This window comes from Dysgonomonas gadei ATCC BAA-286, from assembly GCF_000213555.1.
GTDB classification, from domain to species: domain Bacteria; phylum Bacteroidota; class Bacteroidia; order Bacteroidales; family Dysgonomonadaceae; genus Dysgonomonas; species Dysgonomonas gadei.
In genome coordinates, this window is sequence record NZ_GL891980.1 from 146,497 (window position 1) to 164,892 (window position 18,396).

19 protein-coding genes are annotated in these 18,396 nt (G+C 39.3%); 12 read left to right on the forward strand and 7 right to left on the reverse strand.

Annotation, left to right across the window (positions count from 1 at the left end):
• The first annotated feature begins 14 nt into the window (after positions 1-14).
• The gene (locus HMPREF9455_RS04525) at positions 15-1,550 is read left to right on the forward strand and encodes a hypothetical protein (protein ID WP_006798427.1); all 1,536 of its coding nucleotides are present in this window, start codon (positions 15-17) and stop codon (positions 1,548-1,550) included.
• A 60-nt stretch (positions 1,551-1,610) separates the two neighbouring features.
• Here HMPREF9455_RS04525 and HMPREF9455_RS04530 read toward each other — a convergent pair whose 3' ends face one another.
• Positions 1,611-2,777: a DUF418 domain-containing protein gene (locus HMPREF9455_RS04530; RefSeq protein WP_006798428.1), complete on the reverse strand. Its 1,167-nt coding sequence runs from the start codon at positions 2,775-2,777 to the stop codon at positions 1,611-1,613.
• A gap of 160 nt (positions 2,778-2,937) precedes the next feature.
• Between HMPREF9455_RS04530 and HMPREF9455_RS04535 the strand changes: the two genes are divergently transcribed.
• The 6 genes from HMPREF9455_RS04535 to HMPREF9455_RS04560 are packed head-to-tail and all read left to right on the forward strand — an operon-like array spanning position 2,938 to position 7,029.
• Positions 2,938-3,348, forward strand: coding sequence for an acyl-CoA thioesterase (locus HMPREF9455_RS04535; RefSeq protein WP_006798429.1), 411 nt, complete (start codon positions 2,938-2,940; stop codon positions 3,346-3,348).
• 10 nt (positions 3,349-3,358) lie between these two features.
• Complete coding sequence (locus tag HMPREF9455_RS04540) at positions 3,359-3,766, forward strand: acyl-CoA thioesterase (RefSeq protein ID WP_006798430.1); 408 nt, start codon at positions 3,359-3,361, stop codon at positions 3,764-3,766.
• A gap of 41 nt (positions 3,767-3,807) precedes the next feature.
• Complete coding sequence (locus HMPREF9455_RS04545) at positions 3,808-4,428, forward strand: outer membrane beta-barrel protein (protein ID WP_006798431.1); 621 nt, start codon at positions 3,808-3,810, stop codon at positions 4,426-4,428.
• Between the two features lie 38 nt (positions 4,429-4,466).
• Complete coding sequence (locus tag HMPREF9455_RS04550) at positions 4,467-5,177, forward strand: histidine phosphatase family protein (protein WP_006798432.1); 711 nt, start codon at positions 4,467-4,469, stop codon at positions 5,175-5,177.
• A gap of 6 nt (positions 5,178-5,183) precedes the next feature.
• On the forward strand, positions 5,184-6,113 hold the full coding sequence (locus HMPREF9455_RS04555; protein ID WP_006798433.1) for a hypothetical protein: 930 nt from the start codon (positions 5,184-5,186) through the stop codon (positions 6,111-6,113).
• Between the two features lie 46 nt (positions 6,114-6,159).
• Positions 6,160-7,029 carry a cation diffusion facilitator family transporter gene (locus HMPREF9455_RS04560; protein WP_006798434.1) on the forward strand — a complete coding sequence of 290 codons (870 nt, stop codon included), beginning with the start codon at positions 6,160-6,162 and terminating at the stop codon, positions 7,027-7,029.
• A 4-nt stretch (positions 7,030-7,033) separates the two neighbouring features.
• Here HMPREF9455_RS04560 and ygiD read toward each other — a convergent pair whose 3' ends face one another.
• Both ygiD and HMPREF9455_RS04570 read right to left on the reverse strand, forming a co-directional pair.
• Positions 7,034-7,864 (reverse strand): 4,5-DOPA-extradiol-dioxygenase, encoded by an 831-nt coding sequence (ygiD, locus tag HMPREF9455_RS04565; protein ID WP_006798435.1) that lies wholly within the window; start codon positions 7,862-7,864, stop codon positions 7,034-7,036.
• 78 nt (positions 7,865-7,942) lie between these two features.
• Positions 7,943-8,599 (reverse strand): YceI family protein, encoded by a 657-nt coding sequence (locus tag HMPREF9455_RS04570; RefSeq protein WP_006798436.1) that lies wholly within the window; start codon positions 8,597-8,599, stop codon positions 7,943-7,945.
• A gap of 220 nt (positions 8,600-8,819) precedes the next feature.
• On the opposite strand from HMPREF9455_RS04570, the gene HMPREF9455_RS04580 reads away from it, so the two are divergent.
• The 3 genes from HMPREF9455_RS04580 to HMPREF9455_RS04590 all read left to right on the forward strand — a co-directional run bounded on the left by HMPREF9455_RS04580 (position 8,820) and on the right by HMPREF9455_RS04590 (position 11,957).
• Positions 8,820-9,731: a LysR family transcriptional regulator gene (locus HMPREF9455_RS04580; RefSeq protein WP_006798437.1), complete on the forward strand. Its 912-nt coding sequence runs from the start codon at positions 8,820-8,822 to the stop codon at positions 9,729-9,731.
• A gap of 14 nt (positions 9,732-9,745) precedes the next feature.
• A complete protein-coding gene (locus HMPREF9455_RS04585) occupies positions 9,746-10,537 on the forward strand; it encodes a tetratricopeptide repeat protein (protein WP_006798438.1) in 792 nt (263 codons plus the stop codon).
• Positions 10,538-10,682: 145 nt separating this feature from the next.
• On the forward strand, positions 10,683-11,957 hold the full coding sequence (locus HMPREF9455_RS04590; RefSeq protein WP_006798440.1) for a peptidase U32 family protein: 1,275 nt from the start codon (positions 10,683-10,685) through the stop codon (positions 11,955-11,957).
• A gap of 45 nt (positions 11,958-12,002) precedes the next feature.
• Here the strand turns inward: HMPREF9455_RS04590 and HMPREF9455_RS20615 are convergent, their stop codons facing one another.
• The 3 genes from HMPREF9455_RS20615 to HMPREF9455_RS04605 all read right to left on the reverse strand — a co-directional run bounded on the left by HMPREF9455_RS20615 (position 12,003) and on the right by HMPREF9455_RS04605 (position 14,759).
• Positions 12,003-13,475: a M56 family metallopeptidase gene (locus HMPREF9455_RS20615; RefSeq protein ID WP_006798441.1), complete on the reverse strand. Its 1,473-nt coding sequence runs from the start codon at positions 13,473-13,475 to the stop codon at positions 12,003-12,005.
• Between the two features lie 34 nt (positions 13,476-13,509).
• The gene (locus tag HMPREF9455_RS04600; RefSeq protein WP_006798442.1) at positions 13,510-13,866 is read right to left on the reverse strand and encodes a BlaI/MecI/CopY family transcriptional regulator; all 357 of its coding nucleotides are present in this window, start codon (positions 13,864-13,866) and stop codon (positions 13,510-13,512) included.
• Positions 13,867-14,096: 230 nt separating this feature from the next.
• Positions 14,097-14,759, reverse strand: a complete 663-nt coding sequence (locus HMPREF9455_RS04605) for an OmpA family protein (protein WP_242052374.1) — start codon at positions 14,757-14,759, stop codon at positions 14,097-14,099.
• An 829-nt stretch (positions 14,760-15,588) separates the two neighbouring features.
• On the opposite strand from HMPREF9455_RS04605, the gene HMPREF9455_RS04610 reads away from it, so the two are divergent.
• Complete coding sequence (locus tag HMPREF9455_RS04610; protein WP_006798444.1) at positions 15,589-17,046, forward strand: ATP-binding cassette domain-containing protein; 1,458 nt, start codon at positions 15,589-15,591, stop codon at positions 17,044-17,046.
• 77 nt (positions 17,047-17,123) lie between these two features.
• Complete coding sequence (locus HMPREF9455_RS04615; protein WP_006798445.1) at positions 17,124-17,642, forward strand: putative periplasmic lipoprotein; 519 nt, start codon at positions 17,124-17,126, stop codon at positions 17,640-17,642.
• 63 nt (positions 17,643-17,705) lie between these two features.
• On the opposite strand, the gene HMPREF9455_RS04620 is transcribed toward HMPREF9455_RS04615, so the two are convergent.
• Positions 17,706-18,176: an outer membrane beta-barrel protein gene (locus HMPREF9455_RS04620; RefSeq protein WP_006798446.1), complete on the reverse strand. Its 471-nt coding sequence runs from the start codon at positions 18,174-18,176 to the stop codon at positions 17,706-17,708.
• Positions 18,177-18,396 lie beyond the last annotated feature (220 nt).

Below are 18,396 nucleotides of genomic sequence, written 5' to 3' on the forward strand. Positions count from 1 at the left end.
GATAATAAAAAGGCATGGGTTTACAGCCTGTGCCTTTTATCCTTATAATTGTAAATCATATCCTTGCACCAATGACTAAAAACAACGATACATCGACCTCTTTCTTCTCATTCCTGAAAGCGAAAGAGCAACGAATAGACTGGGTTATACTAATCCTTAGTTGTATAATCGGATATATCGTACTGAAAATATGTTATCCTTACCCTGCTACAATCTCCGATTCGGGTACTTATGTGCATGCGGCCGCTGAAGATATGTTTACATTCTACCGTCCGTTCGGATATTCATATTTCCTACAGATAGTGCATGCCATATCCGGCAGTATTCATGCGGTATTTATTGTACAAACTATATTGTATTTCTTTTCCGTTGCAGCTTTTTCTTTTGTATTGAAATATGTAATTCCTCCTGTCAGCTCCATATTCTGGCGCATTTTGTTGTTTTTGTTTGTTTTCAGCCCTGTAGCACTCTATATGTCGAATGCACTGATGAGCGATCTGCTGTTTGCCGTAATGATCTATTTCATGCTGGCATCGTTCATGTACTTTATCAAGACACAAGGATGGGTCGCGCTTAGCCTGTTCGTACTGTCATTATTCTTCGCTCTGCATATCCGCTATTCGGCCATTATGTTCCCTGTGCTGTTTGTATGTTTTTTCTTTATGGTAAAAGGAAAGATGCGCTGGATAGGAATAGCTATGACACTCGCCGTAACACTCATTTTTTACAATCAGGTAAAAAATGATATGCGTAAAACTACGGGATTCAACCAGTTTTCGACCGGATTCGACGGATGGCAGCTGGCTAACAATGCAATGCATGTAGTGCCTTACATAGACCTGAAGCCTGAAAAGATAAAAGACCCCGAAATGAGAATATTGCATCAGTATATGCTCACGCAAACCGATGTAATAAAAGAACGGACGAAAGACGGGTCGGAAGCCGTTGCCGCATTTATGTGGATAAACGACCTGCCGCTGAAGCAGTTCATGTTCTCATATATCCAGCAGACCGGACAAGGATATTCTCCTTCGTGGATATGGCTGGGAAGCCGTAATTACAAAGAATATGGCACTTATATTATCAGCCACTATCCTTTGCAGTTTGCTCGATACTATTATCTGCCGAACAGCAAGGAAGTATTCTATCCCGACCACCACGAAATCATCGGGAAGTATTATCCGATAAATATGAAAAATGTATTGGAATGGTACAAAATTCCCGAGGGTACTAATATGGATGCCAAATGCACTATTTACAGCGATTTTTTAGATAAACCGATAACAATGTCTTACCTTATTACATGGCTCATTATTGCCGTAGCAGCTGTACTATCCATAGTATGGAGGAAACAGTTGGTATGGGCAGAGAACGAGCGGAAGATATTCTGGATAATCGCAGCAGTGGGAATAATATATTATGCTGCTACCACGTTTGCCAGTCCGGTTTCCACACGATTCTGGATACCGATGAATGCCGTTTTCTTTGGAGTTATATATATCTTATATAACCGGATAATTGCATATAAGAAGGGAAAGAATATAGCTTAAATAAAAAATGAGGTGCAAATTAAAAACTTACACCTCATTTTTATTTCAGATATATCAGAATTACTTCTTCGCCCCAATCCACGTCGCCTTTTTCCAAATATATTCCAATGGGCCATGCCTGTGTTTTTTCAGCCAGAAGTAAGCAAAAGTATATTGAATGGCAAAGATTCCCATGCCAACCAATATAGAGAAGGTAACCGATAATTCCTTAGCCAAGCCCAATCCCCAGTTATAGAATATAAATCCTCCTATTACAGACTGTGAAATATACATCGTCAGACTCATTTTTCCATATGGTTCCAATTTTGATAACCATTTGTGGAAACTGCTCTTATAATAGAAAAGTACAAATAAGGAGGCAAGTATACATAAAAAAGCAAAAGACGAATAACACCCGAGAATAATATTTAACTGTTGTTTTACATTCTCATTTTCCACAAACGTCTCCATTATCGGCAGAAGTCCTGCCAGCGGAAAATAACAAATTATACTTACCATAAGCATTTTTCCCCAGAACCGGATATTATTATCCGTATTGATAAAAAGTCCTTTCCTGCCAATCAGCATACCCAGCAGAAAAAGTGCGGCTACCTGAAATATGCGGCCTTGACATGTCCACCACAGGAAGCTATACAATTGGCTGTTGACAACGCCTGTAACCATATCCATAAAATTACCGCTCTTCATTACTGTCAGGGTTTGCAGATAGAAAGGAACATGTGGCTGCGCTTCGAGAGGCAGCTCGGCATTGAACAGGTAAAAAATAACTTTGCCCCATTGGAGTGGCATTAAGAAAAAGAAAACAGCTAGAATAAACACTGTTCTATCTGCTAGCTTTGTGGTTATAATCAGTAAAAAACCAAGCATGGAAAACAGAATGAGCACATCCCCCGTATAAAATATAGAATTAATTACTCCCCAACCAAAAAGAAGTACCAACCGCCATGCAAACCTACCCCTGAAATCTTTCCCTTTCTGCAATTGATTATCATTCTGGATAAAAAAACTCAATCCGAAAAGCAGTGCGAATATTGCATAAGCTTTTCCTGCAAAGAGAAAAGGTATGGAGTTATTGAAAACAGAATCGGTAAATAATAATAACCGGTTTTCGACCGTCGGATAATCAAAAAGATTAAATTGTTCTAAACTATGCATCATCAGAATTCCCAGAATGGCAAATCCTCTCAGTGCATCTACAACATTGATGCGTGCTGTGGTATTTTTCATTTATTGGCTTTATATAAAATAAAGTACAAAACTATTATAATTATTTAGAAACACAGCCTTTCCCCATTATTATATTAATAGAAGTCCATCTGACTTTTGACAAGATGATAAGGCGGAAAATTGTATATTTGCACTTTAAATGAATTGAATAACATATTACATGGCAGAATCCATATTTGAATATAAATTGAAAGTTCGCGACTACGAATGTGATGCGCAGGGCATAGTAAACAATGCCAATTATCAGCATTATTATGAAGTAGTGCGTCACGAATTCCTGGAGCAACACGGATTGAATTTCTATGAATTACATGAGCAAGGTATAGATGCAGTAGTAGTGAGTGTTTATATACGATACAAACATTCCCTGCGCGGAGCCAACGACTTTGTCTGCACCGTTGATTCCATCGAAAAAGATGGCATCCGCTATATCTTCAACCAAAAAATTATCCGGCTGAAAGATAATAAAGTTTGTTCGACAGCAAGAGTAGAAACAGCCTGTATGGTAAATGGAAAAGTAGGAAAGCCTGAATTATTCGATAAAACTCTCGGACATTTGCTTATTAGCTAATTATAAAATCATGGCACTTACATACGAAAACAGCATGAAAGTACGCGACTATGAATGTGATTCGCAAGGCGTAGTCAACAATGCTATCTACCTTCATTACTTCGAAGCTACCCGCCACGAACTGATGGAAAAATGCGGTTTGCGATTACGTGATCTTACTGAGGCTAATATCATCCCGGTTGTACGTAATGCGAATATCAATTACAGGAATTCTTTGCGAGGTTCAGAACGCTTCGTTTGCTCTGTCAACATAGAACGCAAAGGCGTCAGATATTACTTTCATCAACAAATAATCCGTGTGCCTGACAACACTTTATGCGCCAGTGCTGTTATAGAGGTAGTCTGTTTAATGGATGGCAAGGTTTCTGCGCCCGAAATGTTCGACAAAGCTTTTGCAGATTACATAGATTGGAAGTAAACTATTGCTTATTATATCAATCATCAACAATATGTATCTTTATGAATAAGAAAAATTTTATTTCCGCGTGTATTCTAATAAGTTTCCTTTTTGGCGGATTAGGAACAGGAATTGCGCAGGAAAACAAAAAGTCAGGAAAAATCGGGCTTTATTTTGCTTCTTTCGGAGTAAATGAAATTTTTACATTCGAAAGCTTAGATGGATCCGGAAGTTATAAGAATGATAACTTTTTTACTTTAGGCGTAAATTATTTGCATAGTCTGAATAAGCGAATAGCGATTGAAACAGGAGTTGAATATTCGAAGCACAATGTAAAAATACAACCCGCTTTCACCGGTGAAGGAGTAGACTATTCCGATAGGAAAGAAAGCTTCAAATTAATATCTGTACCTGTGGTCGCAAATGTATATTTCGGAAAATACATATTTGCTAACGGTGGGATCATACTGGATTTTGATATCTCCGGAAGCAATTCGATAGATAAACAAACCGGAATGGGAACAATATTGGGTATCGGAGCAAAATATGATTTCGAATCAGGTGTGTCTGCATACCTGAATCCATATTTTAAACTTCATACATTAGTACCTTTTTCCTCCGAGAGATATCATCAACGTGTTTGGGAATCCGGGATAAAGTTAGGAATAACATGCAGCTTGTAAAAGATAGATGCTGTGGATAGTTTAAATAATATATAAAGATGAGTTCTAAAATTACGTTATACATTGCCCGTCACGGCAAGACGATGATGAATACCCTCGACAGGGTACAGGGATGGTGTGACTCACCGTTAACAAAAGAAGGTATAGATGTAGCCCGTTATCTGGGTTACGGAATGAGCGATATAAATTTCCGTACTGCTTATTGCAGCGATCTGCGCAGGACTGTGCAGACAACCAAGATAGTTCTGGGAGCCAAAGGACAGGAAGATATTCCCGTGATTGAGCTCGCGGGATTACGCGAAGCATGCTTTGGTAGTTTCGAGGCTGACTTTAATCATCATATGTGGAACAGTGCCGCTTTATACCTCCACCATACGTCTTCGGAAAGTATGATCAAAGCGATTATGGAGAAAGAAATCAGCTACCGGGAGGTGCTCGATGCCGTCAAAAAACTGGATAAAATGGGCATGGCCGAAAACTTCTCCCAAGTGGAAGCACGCACACAGGAAAGCCTTCTCGAAATAGCAAAGAATGAGTCTCGGTACGGTGATGGCAATATACTGGTCATTTCGCATGGAATGAGTATACTGGCTATGTTATTAGGATTGGGGGGAGACAAATTATTCAAGAAGCCATTGGAAAATGCCGCTGTATGTAAAGTTATTTATCAGGATGATAAGTTTACAGTGGAATCGATGGCAGATATGAGTTATGTGGAAAAAGGTAAAAAAGAAGCGACTGCAATATAAAAAACAATGAAAAAAATATATATAATAATATCTCTCACCTTATTTAGTATTGCTCTGTTTGCACAGAAAGAGGCAGTCCCGACGTTTGCATATGATAGTACTGCTAACTTCCTGGGCAAATATGCAATTGGATACACAGGGCAGGAACTATATCTGAAAGGACTGGATAAATCGTCCCAATCTTTCGGATATAGCGGTTTTATACTGAAATATAAGAAAGACGACGACCTGCTGAACGACGAAAAGAATATATATAAGCCGAACGACAATTACAATTCCCGTTACGAAGATCTGGCCGGAAAGTATTTTCATGTAATAGAAGTGATCCGACACCCGAAATCAAAAACAGAAGGAAAAGATTATAGTGACGATTTCTATCTGAAATTACAAGAACTATCGAGCGGAGATATCATGTACTATAAATACAACGCAGAATCTGAATATACTTTTCCTTTTATCGTAAAAGGCTTTTTCGAAAAGCAGAAAGAATTACTCACCGGAAAAGAATATGTAGTATCGGACGATATATTAAGAATGTCGCGTAATCTGGTTACAGGCAAGGCTCTGGCTTTCACCACCGGGCAGACATGGAAATGTACGGATGTGACAATGGATAATACAACTAACGAACTTTCATTGGTTCTGCAAAATGCAAAGGGTATAAAAACAGCTGTCCCCTACTCTGTTACTCTGAATAATGAGAGCATCAGGAAAGTATATACTGCGGCTGAAGCCGCAGCCCTGACAAGAAAATATAATGCGAATAATTTTCGCCGTATCCTGCAAAACAAAATCAGGGTTGGGATGACAAAGGAAATGACCCGTCTGGCATGGGGTGAGCCTACAGACATAAAAGAAAACGGAAATACCGAACAATGGTTTTATCCTGCCGGAAACCTGACTTTCAGAGGTGATAAAATTACGAGTACAAAATAAATTTCAATTACTTAAAACTGTATATTTGTACTTTAAATATAGATAGATGGATAAAACCGAGACAGCCCAAAAGGCATCTATTTTTAGTATAATAGGCAATACTCTTTTAGCGGTATGTAAATGGTTGGCCGGATATTTCGGAAATTCCTATGCTCTGATTGCCGATGCGATTGAATCCACCGCCGATATATTTTCCTCTATTCTCGTTCTTCTAGGCTTAAGGTATGCCAGTAAACCTGCGGATGAAGACCACCCATACGGGCATGGCCGCATAGAGCCGCTTGTTACGTTTGCTGTTGTAGGCTTTCTGATTGTTTCGGCTACGATCATTGCGATAGAAAGCATAGAGAATATACGCACTCCTCACGAAGGCCCCAAACTATTTACATTATTCGTATTGGGAGCAATCATATTATGGAAAGAGGCATCCTACAGATGGGTAATAAGAAAAGCAAAACTAACAGACAGCACATCTCTCAAAGCCGACGCCTGGCATCACCGCAGCGACGCTATTACTTCCGTTGCGGCATTTATAGGGATATCCATCGCTATTTATAAAGGGGACGGTTATGAATCCGCTGACGACTGGGCAGCATTGTTCGCAGCCTTTATTATTCTCTACAACAGCTATCGCATACTTAAACCAGCATGGGGAGAAATGATGGATAAAGATATGTATACCGATATGGCCAACGATATCTGCAACTTTTCAAAAACGGTAGACGGAGTAGTAGATACCGAAAAATGCCATATCCGCAAAACGGGAATGTCTTACTATGTAGACTTACATATCATTGTGAATAAGAACATTACAGTAAAAGACGGTCATGAAATCGCTCACGAACTTAAACGCAGGCTAATAGCCCATAAGCCGGAAATAGCTGATATACTGATACATGTAGAACCTTCGAGATAAACCTCTAACCTATTACAAGAGAGGTCATACTGAGCGACCCCGCGATTACCTTATCGTTGAATATCCGGACAGGTTCATCCCTCTCCCTCAAGGCCAAGGTGTAAAGCAACGGAATATAATGTTCGGGAGTAGGAATAGCCAGACGGGACGCGTCATGCAAACGGGTATAATCTATCAGGGAATGGAAATCGCCGTTCAATATCTTATCTTTGAATAAATCGTTCAGCTCGAAAGCCCAGTCGTAACCATATTCCGTATTAAAATCATCCCCTTCGACGCGTACCATCCGCAGATTATGGATCATATTTCCACTACCTATCACCAAAACGCCTTTGCGACGCAGAAAAGCCAGTTCCCGCCCCAGATCATAATGATATTGCATTCCTTTGAAATGGTCTATACTCATCTGCACTACCGGAATATCCGCCAAGGGATAAATATGTTTCAACACGCTCCAGCTACCGTGGTCGAGCCCCCATTCGTAATCTTCCCCGATGGCAACATCGTTTATTTGTTCTCTGACTAACTGCGCCAGTTCTTTCGATCCCGGGGCAGGATACTGTTGGGCAAACAATTCACGGGGAAAGCCATAGAAATCGTGTATTGTCTTAGGCTCGTTCATGGCTGTGACGAAAGTTCCGCGTGTTTCCCAATGGGCTGAAATACAAAGAATAGCCTGTGGTTGCGGAAGATTCTGCCCCAATCTGCCCCATGCCTGTACAAACTCATTATCCTCAACGGCATTCATCGGTGTACCATGTCCGACAAATACAACCGGCATAAGCGGTGTATCGTGAAATTGCATGGCTCGTTTATGTAAATCTTTTAGTGTCATAAATTTATGTTATTAATAAAAATAACGGCCTTGACATTATAGTCAAAGCCGTATATAATAAAAATACCGTTTAATGTATTATTGAGCCGCTTTAGCTACAACTGTTATCTGCAATTCAATATTATCGTTTACAATATTTTCTTTCAGATTGGCAAACAAAGTTTTTGAACCGTATTTCACATTCCATTGAGTACGGTCGATAGTAAACGGAACGGTAACAGCCTTATACAGTTCACCTTCTTTGGTAACTTTTGCGCCGAAAGAGATATTCTTTTCCACATCTTTCAGCTTCAGATTTCCGCTAACCGTATAGTTTACACTGTCGTTCGGTGTTGCCAGAGCTTCTACTTTAGTAATAGTAAAAGTACTTTCAGGATATTTTGCGACATCAAAGAAATCTTCACTCTTAAGGTGGTTTACCAGCATTTCATTCATTTTAGCTTCGGTAAGATCTTCATCTACAATTGCATTCATATCTATTACGAACGAACCCGAGGCCACTTCCTCTCCATTAACAGCAAGGCTACCACTCTTTATACCGATAGTTCCATGATGAGAACCTCCTACTTTAGATCCTACCCAATGGATGGATGAAGCTGAAGGGTCTACCGTTAGTTCAGCTCCGGTTCCCGATGCTGCCGCCTGAGCGTCAGTTCCTTCCACTTTATTTTTGGCAGCATTGTTGCACGATGCTACGAATATCAATGATGCGATTGCTAATAAATATGTTTTCATTTTCAATTTCCTTTTTTAATATTAATATAATTTTGATTTAAATATGTCGCAAAGTTAAAATACTTTATTCTATTATCAAAATAGTTATATTGATACATAATCATAAAAAAATTAATAGATTTGCAGAATAAATCAATTAAATAAATATCTATAACTAAAGAGTAAACAGATTTGATATACGACATGTTCACTCTATAAAACTATAAATCAAAATTATTTTATGGTCAATCTGGAATGGTATAGAACATTCAAAGCAATTTATCAATACGGAACACTAACACGGGCTGCACAGGAGCTGATGATATCTCAACCTAATATGAGCATTCAGCTGGCATCATTGGAAAGCTATATCGGCCAGCAATTATTTGTAAGGCTGCCCCGGAAAATGATGCCCACCGAATATGGCAAACAGCTCTATACACAAATAGTAGAATCGATAGACAATCTGGAACGGGTAGAAACCGAATTTAAACGTACCGTTCTGAATAAGGCCCCCAGCATCCGCTTAGGCACACCCGCCGAAATCTTTAATGATTACCTGGCCGAACATGTCGGTAACCAGAAAGACCTCCATCTGACAGTAGAATACGGTCTTGCTGATACTCTGACCGAAAAAATCATCAGTCACGATCTAGATATAGCTATCATCACACGACAGAACAAATCGGCGGATAATCTTACCTACGAAGCCTTATTCACCGAATCGTTTATGATTGTCTGCAATCCGGCTATGAATACGACAGATTTTGACGTCTGTGCAGAAAAGAACAATATAGAAGATATCGAGAAATGGCTTAAGGCTCAGAAATGGATTGCTTATAGTACCGATCTGGCATTAATAAGAAGATTCTGGCGGGAGAACTTCAAGAAACGTCCTATGCTGAAACTGCATGCGACCATACCTGACAATGACGCCATACTGCGGGCAGTAGGAAATAGCGACGCACTGGCTGCATCGTCCGATTTAATTGCGGGAAAAGCCCTGGAGGAAGGATTGGTAAAAATACTCTGGAAAGGAAATATACCTGCAACAAATACTCTTTATCTGGCTTACAATAAGGATAAAATACAACCTCAATATGTAGAAAAAGTAAGAACCTTTATAAAAACATATATTAATACCACTGAATAAACTCTATCTGCCACATGAAATATATTATAATATCCATACCCTTCTTATTCACATCCTGTAATGTAAGTTCTATTGCAGGATTCGGTATTGCAGGCATTATTGCCATGTTTGCGCTGATGTTTATACTCTTTGCGGTCATGTTTTTTCTGATTGCAAAAAGGCGTAAACAGGGAGAAAAAAGCCTTGTAAAATTTAATAATGACATCTATATTGCGCTCAACAAACTATCTGCTCCTCAGCAGAAAATAAATATGCTGAACAATCTGATCGAGCGCATCAATAATGATCCGAAATATAAGAAAGATACTGAATGGCGGGATAAAGTACTGGTAAAAACATATATGCATCTTGCAACTATTTATTACCAGACCGGCAACGAAATGGAGACACTCAATACATGCACTAAGATTATAGAGCTTGATCCTAAAGATGGAATGGCGTATTACAACAGGGGTTCTATTTATAGCAATATCGGATTATACGAAAAAGCTCTGAATGATTTTAACCGGACTATAGAATTGTTACCCGACTATGCCAGCGCCTATAACAACAGGGGGTTGACGCATGAAAAAATGGAACATTACGAAGAAGCTCTAGCCGATTTTAATGAAGCTATAACCCTGGAGGGTTCACCTGTAGCCTGGTACAACAGAGGAAACACACATTACGAACTGGCCAATTACCAAGAGGCCTTGAAAGATTACCTGTCGGCACTGGACAATCTCGGTGCCGACAGTGATAGCGATATAAAAAATGATATAGAAATCAGTATACGCGCAACAAAAGAAAAGATAGCTGATATATAAAATTAATGAAAGCATAGGTGCTATCTATACTCCAAAGTTGTCCGTTCAGTTTAAAAAGTATAATTTTGCACATCTTTTTCAGATCAGACTTCTTATTATCTGGAAACATCATGTATTTTACATTGAAAATATTTAATCATCCATAATGAAAAATAATATATCCGATTTTGAAATAATGGCGCCTGTGGGGTCATACGACTCTCTTACGGCAGCTATACAAGGAGGAGCTGATTCTATATACTTCGGCATTGAAGGACTGAATATGCGTGCAAGGTCATCCAACAATTTCACTATCGACGATCTGAAACAAATAGCATCCGTCTGTAAGGAGAACGGTCTCAAAAGTTATCTTACAGTCAACACCATTATCTATGATAATGATATTTCATTGATGCATCAGATAGTAAATGCCGCCAAAGAAGCCGAATTATCAGCTATCATTGCGTCCGATGTATCGGTAATGATGTATGCCCGCAGTATCGGTGTGGAAGTACACCTCTCCACCCAATTGAATATTACCAATACAGAAGCGTTGAAGTTCTACGGGCAGTTTGCCGATGTCGTAGTATTGGCCCGCGAACTGAATCTCGATCAGGTAGCAGCTATATATAAAGACATTGTAGAACAGAATATAAAAGGTCCTAACGGGGAACTTATCCGCATTGAGATGTTCTCACACGGCGCACTCTGTATGGCCGTATCGGGCAAATGTTACCTCAGCCTGCACGAACGCGACCTGTCGGCAAACCGTGGTGCATGCAACCAGATATGCCGCCGCAGCTATATTGTGAAAGATAAGGAAACGGATATAGAGCTTGAGATAGACAACGAATACATCATGTCGCCCAAAGACCTCAAGACAATCCATTTTATGAATAAAATGATGGACGCAGGTGTACGTGTATTCAAAATAGAAGGCCGTGCCCGCGGTCCGGAATATGTGCGGACCGTAGTAGAATGTTATAAGGAGGCCATAAAGGCTTATTGTGAAGGCACATTCACTGAAGAAAAAGTTGAGAACTGGGATGAACGGCTGGCTACTGTGTTCAACCGTGGATTCTGGGATGGTTATTACCTTGGGCAAAGACTCGGTGAATGGTCCAGCAATTATGGCTCGGGAGCGACCAAACGGAAAGTATATATTGCAAAAGGAATCAAATATTTCTCCAATCTGGGTGTCGCAGAATTTCTGATGGAAACCCAGTCATTGAAAGTCGGAGACGAAATATTGATTACAGGCCCTACTACCGGAGCTGTCTTTCAAACAATAGAAGAGATTCGTGTCGACCTCAAATCTGTTGAGGAAACAGTTAAAGGTGAGAAATTTTCTATAAAAGTGAATGATAAAATCCGTCCTTCGGATAAGCTCTTCAAGCTAGTAAAAGTGGAACGGAAAAAGAAGTTTGTAGAAAAAGCATAATAAAAAAGGCTGCCCCATAAGCAAAACTAGGGCAGCCTTTTACTTTTATTCTTTACATCCTACCATGTAGAAACCCGGAGTCTTAGCCCCATCTGTAGTAATTCCATATAGTTCTGTTATCTTGCCATCTTCCGGTTTTATCTTACTCCTGTCAAAAAAGACTTTACCATAACGGCATTTATCCATAAATTTGTTCCATGAATATTTCTTTCCGTCTATCACATACCAATAGATGCGAAGATAACCCGACTTATCCCCGTCTGCTTTTTTATTGAATGACCTTGGAAAAACTGTAGTTTTGTTTTCCAGATCTCGTGCGTCGCTCATCATTATTACTTCAAACTTACCTGTCGGAGGATTACCGATTCTTGTTTCCGATTTATAGCTGGTGTTATCTATATATTCACTGAGAACTTTACTTACACTGTCCCTTTGCTGCTTCATATTCACAGCACCTTTCTGAAAATTCTGTAAAGGAGGTGGTGGTGGAGGTGTATTGCTCTTACTTTGCTGCTTGGTATTCAGCGGCGGAGGGGGTGGTGGTACTTCTTTCTTTTTCTGAAAATTATTCGTACTTTCGTAATTGATGAGCGTACTTAATGGCTCATTTACTGAAGGGCGGGCAAAAGCGTATACAGTAAGTATACCTAACGGGAGCAATAATAAGAGCTTCAACCGTGCCCATTTGTTTGATTTTTCTTTTAACATCATAGTAATTCGTTTTTTAATTTTACTGTGGTTAAAGCTGTTGGCTAGAGTGTAGGAGCTTGCGCCAACGGCTTTTTTCACTAATAAGAGTTGATATTTTGTCGCATCGATACCGGATTCTAAAACACTTATATCCGCCTGATATTCGTGTATATCTTTCAATTCTCTTTTCAACAGCCATACAGCCGGATTGAACCACTGCATAAGGATAACCAGTTCCATATAAATCAGGTCAATAGAATGCCGATGCTTGATATGAGCCATCTCATGCGTTATAATTTCTGAAGAATTACCTGCATAATCCATTTCCGACAAAACAATATACCTGCCCCAGCTAAAGGGATTTATATCGGAAGAAACTACAACAAATATATACCTGCCCTGTACAATCTTACGCCCCCCCCGGATAAGGCGGTACATCGAATAAATCGACCTGCTCAATATTATCAGATTAACTCCGCCACCTATCAGGTATATAAGCAGTAATACCGTACCAATTGATACAGCCGGATTCTCAGGTTCGGACAAGGGAGGCAAGACACTCACGTCATATTGATATAATTCCGGATGAGAAGATTCTTCAACAGGAACGAGGGCTTCTTCTATGAGGGCAAAGGGCTTCTGAATAGTACTATATTCCTGAATATCCATCTCGGCCAGAGGTAAGGCAAAGCAGGCCAGTGTACCAATAAGGATAACCGCACGATTGAAACGATGAAAAGTTTCATTAGTAAGAATAGCTCTCACCCAAATGTAAAATAGAGTAAGACACACAGTGACTTTGAATATATATAGAAGAAATGCTTCCATTGTTTTCCGGGATTTTTAAGGTATTGACACTGCCCTATTTGTTTTTAATCTGGCGGATTAATTCCTGCAGTTCATCTATCGATAACTTTTCTTCTTCGATCAACGATGAAACTACACGTGTATACGAATTGCCGAAATACTTATCTACTACATTGCTGAGCGAACTTTTACGGTAATCGTCTTCTGAGATCAGAGCATAGTACTGATATGTATTCCCATAAGCCTTATAGCCTATATATCCCTTTTCTTCCAGTGTACGCACAATCGTGGAAAGGGTATTATAATGGGGTTTGGGTTCTTCTTGCAAATCAAGTAATTCACGCACAAACATCGGACCGTTACTCCAGAAACAAGCAAGAATTTCTTCTTCTTTTTGCGTCAGTTTTTTCATGGAAATATTCTTTTATAATAACTATATCACAAACTTAACTATATTTCCCAGTAAAACAACTATAAAATATAGTTATATTACTATCATTAACAATAGTTAACTATCTCACAATACAGAGACACTTGCCCACAAACAACACATTAAACTATAAATAAGCACATTACAATACTTATAAATAAAAAAAGACCGCTAAATTAGCGGTCTTCTCATTCTATCTATAAGTATTTCTTTTATGGATTTATCAGGAACAGTACTGCCCTGTTCTTGTCATTATCAAGTTCGAACGGTTGCAATCCATCACCTTTCCAGTTTACGGAAATTCTATTCTTGCTAATACCGTACTTTTCTTCCAACGCCTTTGCCACAGCATTTGAGCGCTCTTTTGAGAGACGCAGGTTAATCGCGGCATTACCGGTTTTCTTATCTGCATACCCTGTAACAACTACAGTAGATCCGGCATTTGCATTCAGATAATTAACAGCCAACTCAATTTTAGACCATTCTGTCGGGTCTATTACCCATTTATTGATCCGGAAAAATACCGGGTCCGGTAAAAAGAATGGCTTACCTTTTACTGGTGGCTCCGGAGCCGGGGTTTGAGGTAATGTCGGTTGAGTAACTTCTATTTTAGGATCTTCCGGTTGCGGAGCCGGAGGGGCAAAAATATCTGGACAATCGAAATATTTTCTGCGCTTAGCCATATTTGACTGGCTCACACTTAATTGTTGCGCACTTCTTTTTACAACTATCACTTCCTCTCCACTATTCAGTTGAAGAAGTATAGAATCTCTGGAAGTTTCACAATTGCAAGGGTCCGGATTAGCCTTATTGTCTTGCGCACTTAAAGAAAAAGTCAGCACCCAAAACAAGATTGGCAGTAATAAAAATCTCATTTTCATAATTTCATATGGTGTTAAGGTAATACCTATTACAGTTTTAGTGAGTTCAAAGTTTTATTCTAGGATACAAATTTAGACATTATTCTCAAATTATTTTTTATTTTTTATGAAAAGATTCATTTTTAACGATAAATAAGAGTATTTCAGCTATTTAGTCGAAAGAATATTCGTTTCCCATCAGTTTTAAAGCCGGATAATAATCTATATTGATAAAGTTATTCAATATAGGGCACACCCGAAATTATTTAATTATGCGAATCAGTAGTTGAGATTTAATGTTCTATATTTTAATGTGCCTGCCAGCTTGTTTTTCTTAACTTTTTCTTGATAAAAAGTTACAAAAATCAAGGCTGCATCCCTCTGGCGACCCAAAACCGCAGCTGCGGTGGGGTAAAATAATACGGAATCATCTTTTACCGGCTTATCAGCCGTGTATAGCAGCCACCCTATTTTGCCCTACACCTCCGCTTTACGGATTGGGCACCCCGCCTGCGGAATGAGGCCGGAATCGCGATGCGGCGACAGGACTGTGTTTCTTTATGCTTTAGCTCCACGTGCGTCAGCCCTCGCGCATTAGTGACGCAGGCGGGGTACCCAATCCGTTGCTGACGGCGTAGAATCAAACGGGGCGATAGCCCGTGTGTTTGATTCAGCCGTCAAGACGGTTTTGGGTCGCCGAGGAGCGAAGCGCTAGCCTTTTGGTTCGTTTTGGGCAATGCCAAAATGAACATTTAAGTGAAACAAAGTGGAGCAGAAAAAAACAGAAAAATATAAATAAAACACTACTTTTGTTACTCTTTTATACATTTCACATAAGAAAATAATGGAGCAAGAAACAATCATAGAAATATCAGCGGCCGTACCCCGCTTGGAGCATCTACAATTTGAAGAAGCCATCAACTGGCAGATAAAAAGCGGGGAACACTGGGCTGTTATAGGTCCTAATGGAAGCGGAAAAACGATATTAATAGACATTCTATTGGGTAAATACGCTCTTAAATCCGGTGAAATAGCCTGCAAGAACAGCAAAGGAGAAAACCTGCCGATATCATCTGTAGTCAAAAGCGTCGCTTTCCGCGACATATACAGCATCATTGATTCCCAAAACAGCTATTACCAGCAACGATGGAACAAGGGCGACGAACAGGAAATACCACAGGTCAAAGAGCTTGTATCCAAAGCCGACCCTATATGGCTGAACACTTTGCTGGAGTGGTTTGGCATATCTGAATTGATGGATAAGGAAGTGAATATGTTATCGAGCGGAGAGCTTCGCAAATTCCTTATCGTACGCTCACTACTGTCCAGGCCGCGCATCCTTATACTCGACAATCCATTTATAGGCCTGGATGCGGCTTCACGAACTGTATTAAACGGCTTGCTGGCGCGTCTGGCCGAATTAGAGAACCTTCAGATTGTCCTCATCCTTTCTAACCCGCACGATATACCCGAAGCCATTACACATGTGCTGCCCGTATACAATAAAAAAGTGTTGCCAGCCCTATCTTGCAAAGGTTTTCTTAACGATGCGGATTTGAAGGCCTCACTATTTACTCAAACAGGCAAACTGGACATTACTTCTCTGAAAAATGATTTTGGCAACGAATCGTATTCATTCGCATACGCCGCGGATATGAAAAATATACACATCCGGTATGGAGATCGCACAATACTAAAAGATCTGAACTGGCAAGTAAAGCGTGGCGAAAAATGGGCATTACTGGGTGTCAACGGTTCAGGAAAATCAACTCTGCTTAGCCTTATCTGCGGAGATAACCCGCAAGCCTATGCAAACGACATCACTCTCTTCGACCGGAAGAGAGGAACAGGAGAAAGTATCTGGGATATAAAGAAAAGGATCGGTTATGTTTCGCCTGAGATGCATTTATATTATCAGAAAAATGTAAGATGTCTCGATGTTGTTGGTTCAGGGTTCTTCGATACAATCGGTCTGTACCGTAAATGTAATCCGGAACAGGAAAACCTTGCACTGGAATGGATGAGAGCCTTCAATATCAGCCACCTCAAAGACATCTCGTTTCTCAATGTATCATCAGGAGAGCAGCGGTTAGTGCTATTGGTACGGGTATTTATAAAAAATCCCGATTTACTTATTCTGGATGAACCGCTTCATGGACTTGATATCGCAAATAAAAAACGTGTAAAAAAACTGATAGAAGATTTTTGCGATAAGGATAAATCCTTGATATATGTTACACATTACGAAGACGAAATACCTGATGTTGTGAACAAACGGCTGGTATTGACCAAAAACGTATAAATACCGGACTCTTTCGCAATCACTAAACATTGCAAGCCAAAAGTTGTTAATATAAATAAATTAAATAATACAATTTTATGAAGACAATACTATACTTTGCTGCTTTGTCCTTATTGGTTTCATCCTGCGGACAAAACAAAAGTAATGATATTACGAAATCTACCACGGGGGAAAATGTATCCCAATCGGAGAATGACCTTCAAAATCTGAAAAACGTGGAGCTAACAGAGGTGGATGGTTATTTTTCGACAAAGAAGGTCACTTCTCCCGAAGTTATGCTGCTAAACGAAACGGATTTCAACGAGCATTTCCACCCAGCAAAGACATTAAATAATGTATTGACCATAATAGATTTTGATACGCAAAAGGCAGCAGCTATCATTTTGCCCGAAACAAAAAATGATGTCACTATCTCGCTGGACAGTTCGTACCTGAAAGGAAGAACTCTCAACATAGTATATTCTATTATGCAGGGATCTGCCGAACGATCGTTTACAATAACTCCTGTCAAAGTTTTCACGTTCGATACAAGCCTGAATGTAGATTCGGTTGCTTTCTACAATGGCGATTCGATTGTAAAGTTTGCTATTAAATAATATAGAGCAAAAAAATGGGATAAGCGACATTTGCTTATCCCATTTTTTTATTTTATACGGTAATCAGAATCTTACACCGTATCCCAACATGATATTGGCATTATCTACATCCTGGAACGAATATTTAAATTCTACGTTCAAATAACCATTATTACCTATGTCGAAACTACCTCCAGCTCCTATATTCACACCGAAATCAGTACTGCTATCGGAATATCCGCCAAAAGATAAGCGATTATTTACCATGGCAACACCAGCCAATGGATATAATGAAAAACCGCTCTGTATAGGAAATACATAATGTATATTTGCATTAAAATCCAATCCTGTCAGATGATTATTTGGAAAATAGAAAGTGAAATCCGGTGCCAGGCGAAGATTATTTGTTATAGAATAACGTCCTTCAACACCTAAACCAAATCTTTCATAATCCGTTTGGTATCCGGCTTTAACTAATACTGACTTGGAACCGCTTTGAGAAAAAGCCCCAATAGAGAGACCTGCCAGAACTAATACTAAGAGTAATTTTTTCATTTTGTGATAAATTAGTTTATAAATAAATGAATTTTTATCGGTTTTCTTTAGCAACAGCAAAATTATTACTATTTATGATAAATTAGTTTACAATAAGTGAATCTTTATCGATTTTTCTTTTCTCTATAACAACAAGATTATTCATTAGGTTCATTCACCTGTATTACTAAACTGAAAAGAATTCCTTTGTTGAAGTCATTTTTTATATGATTCTATGCTC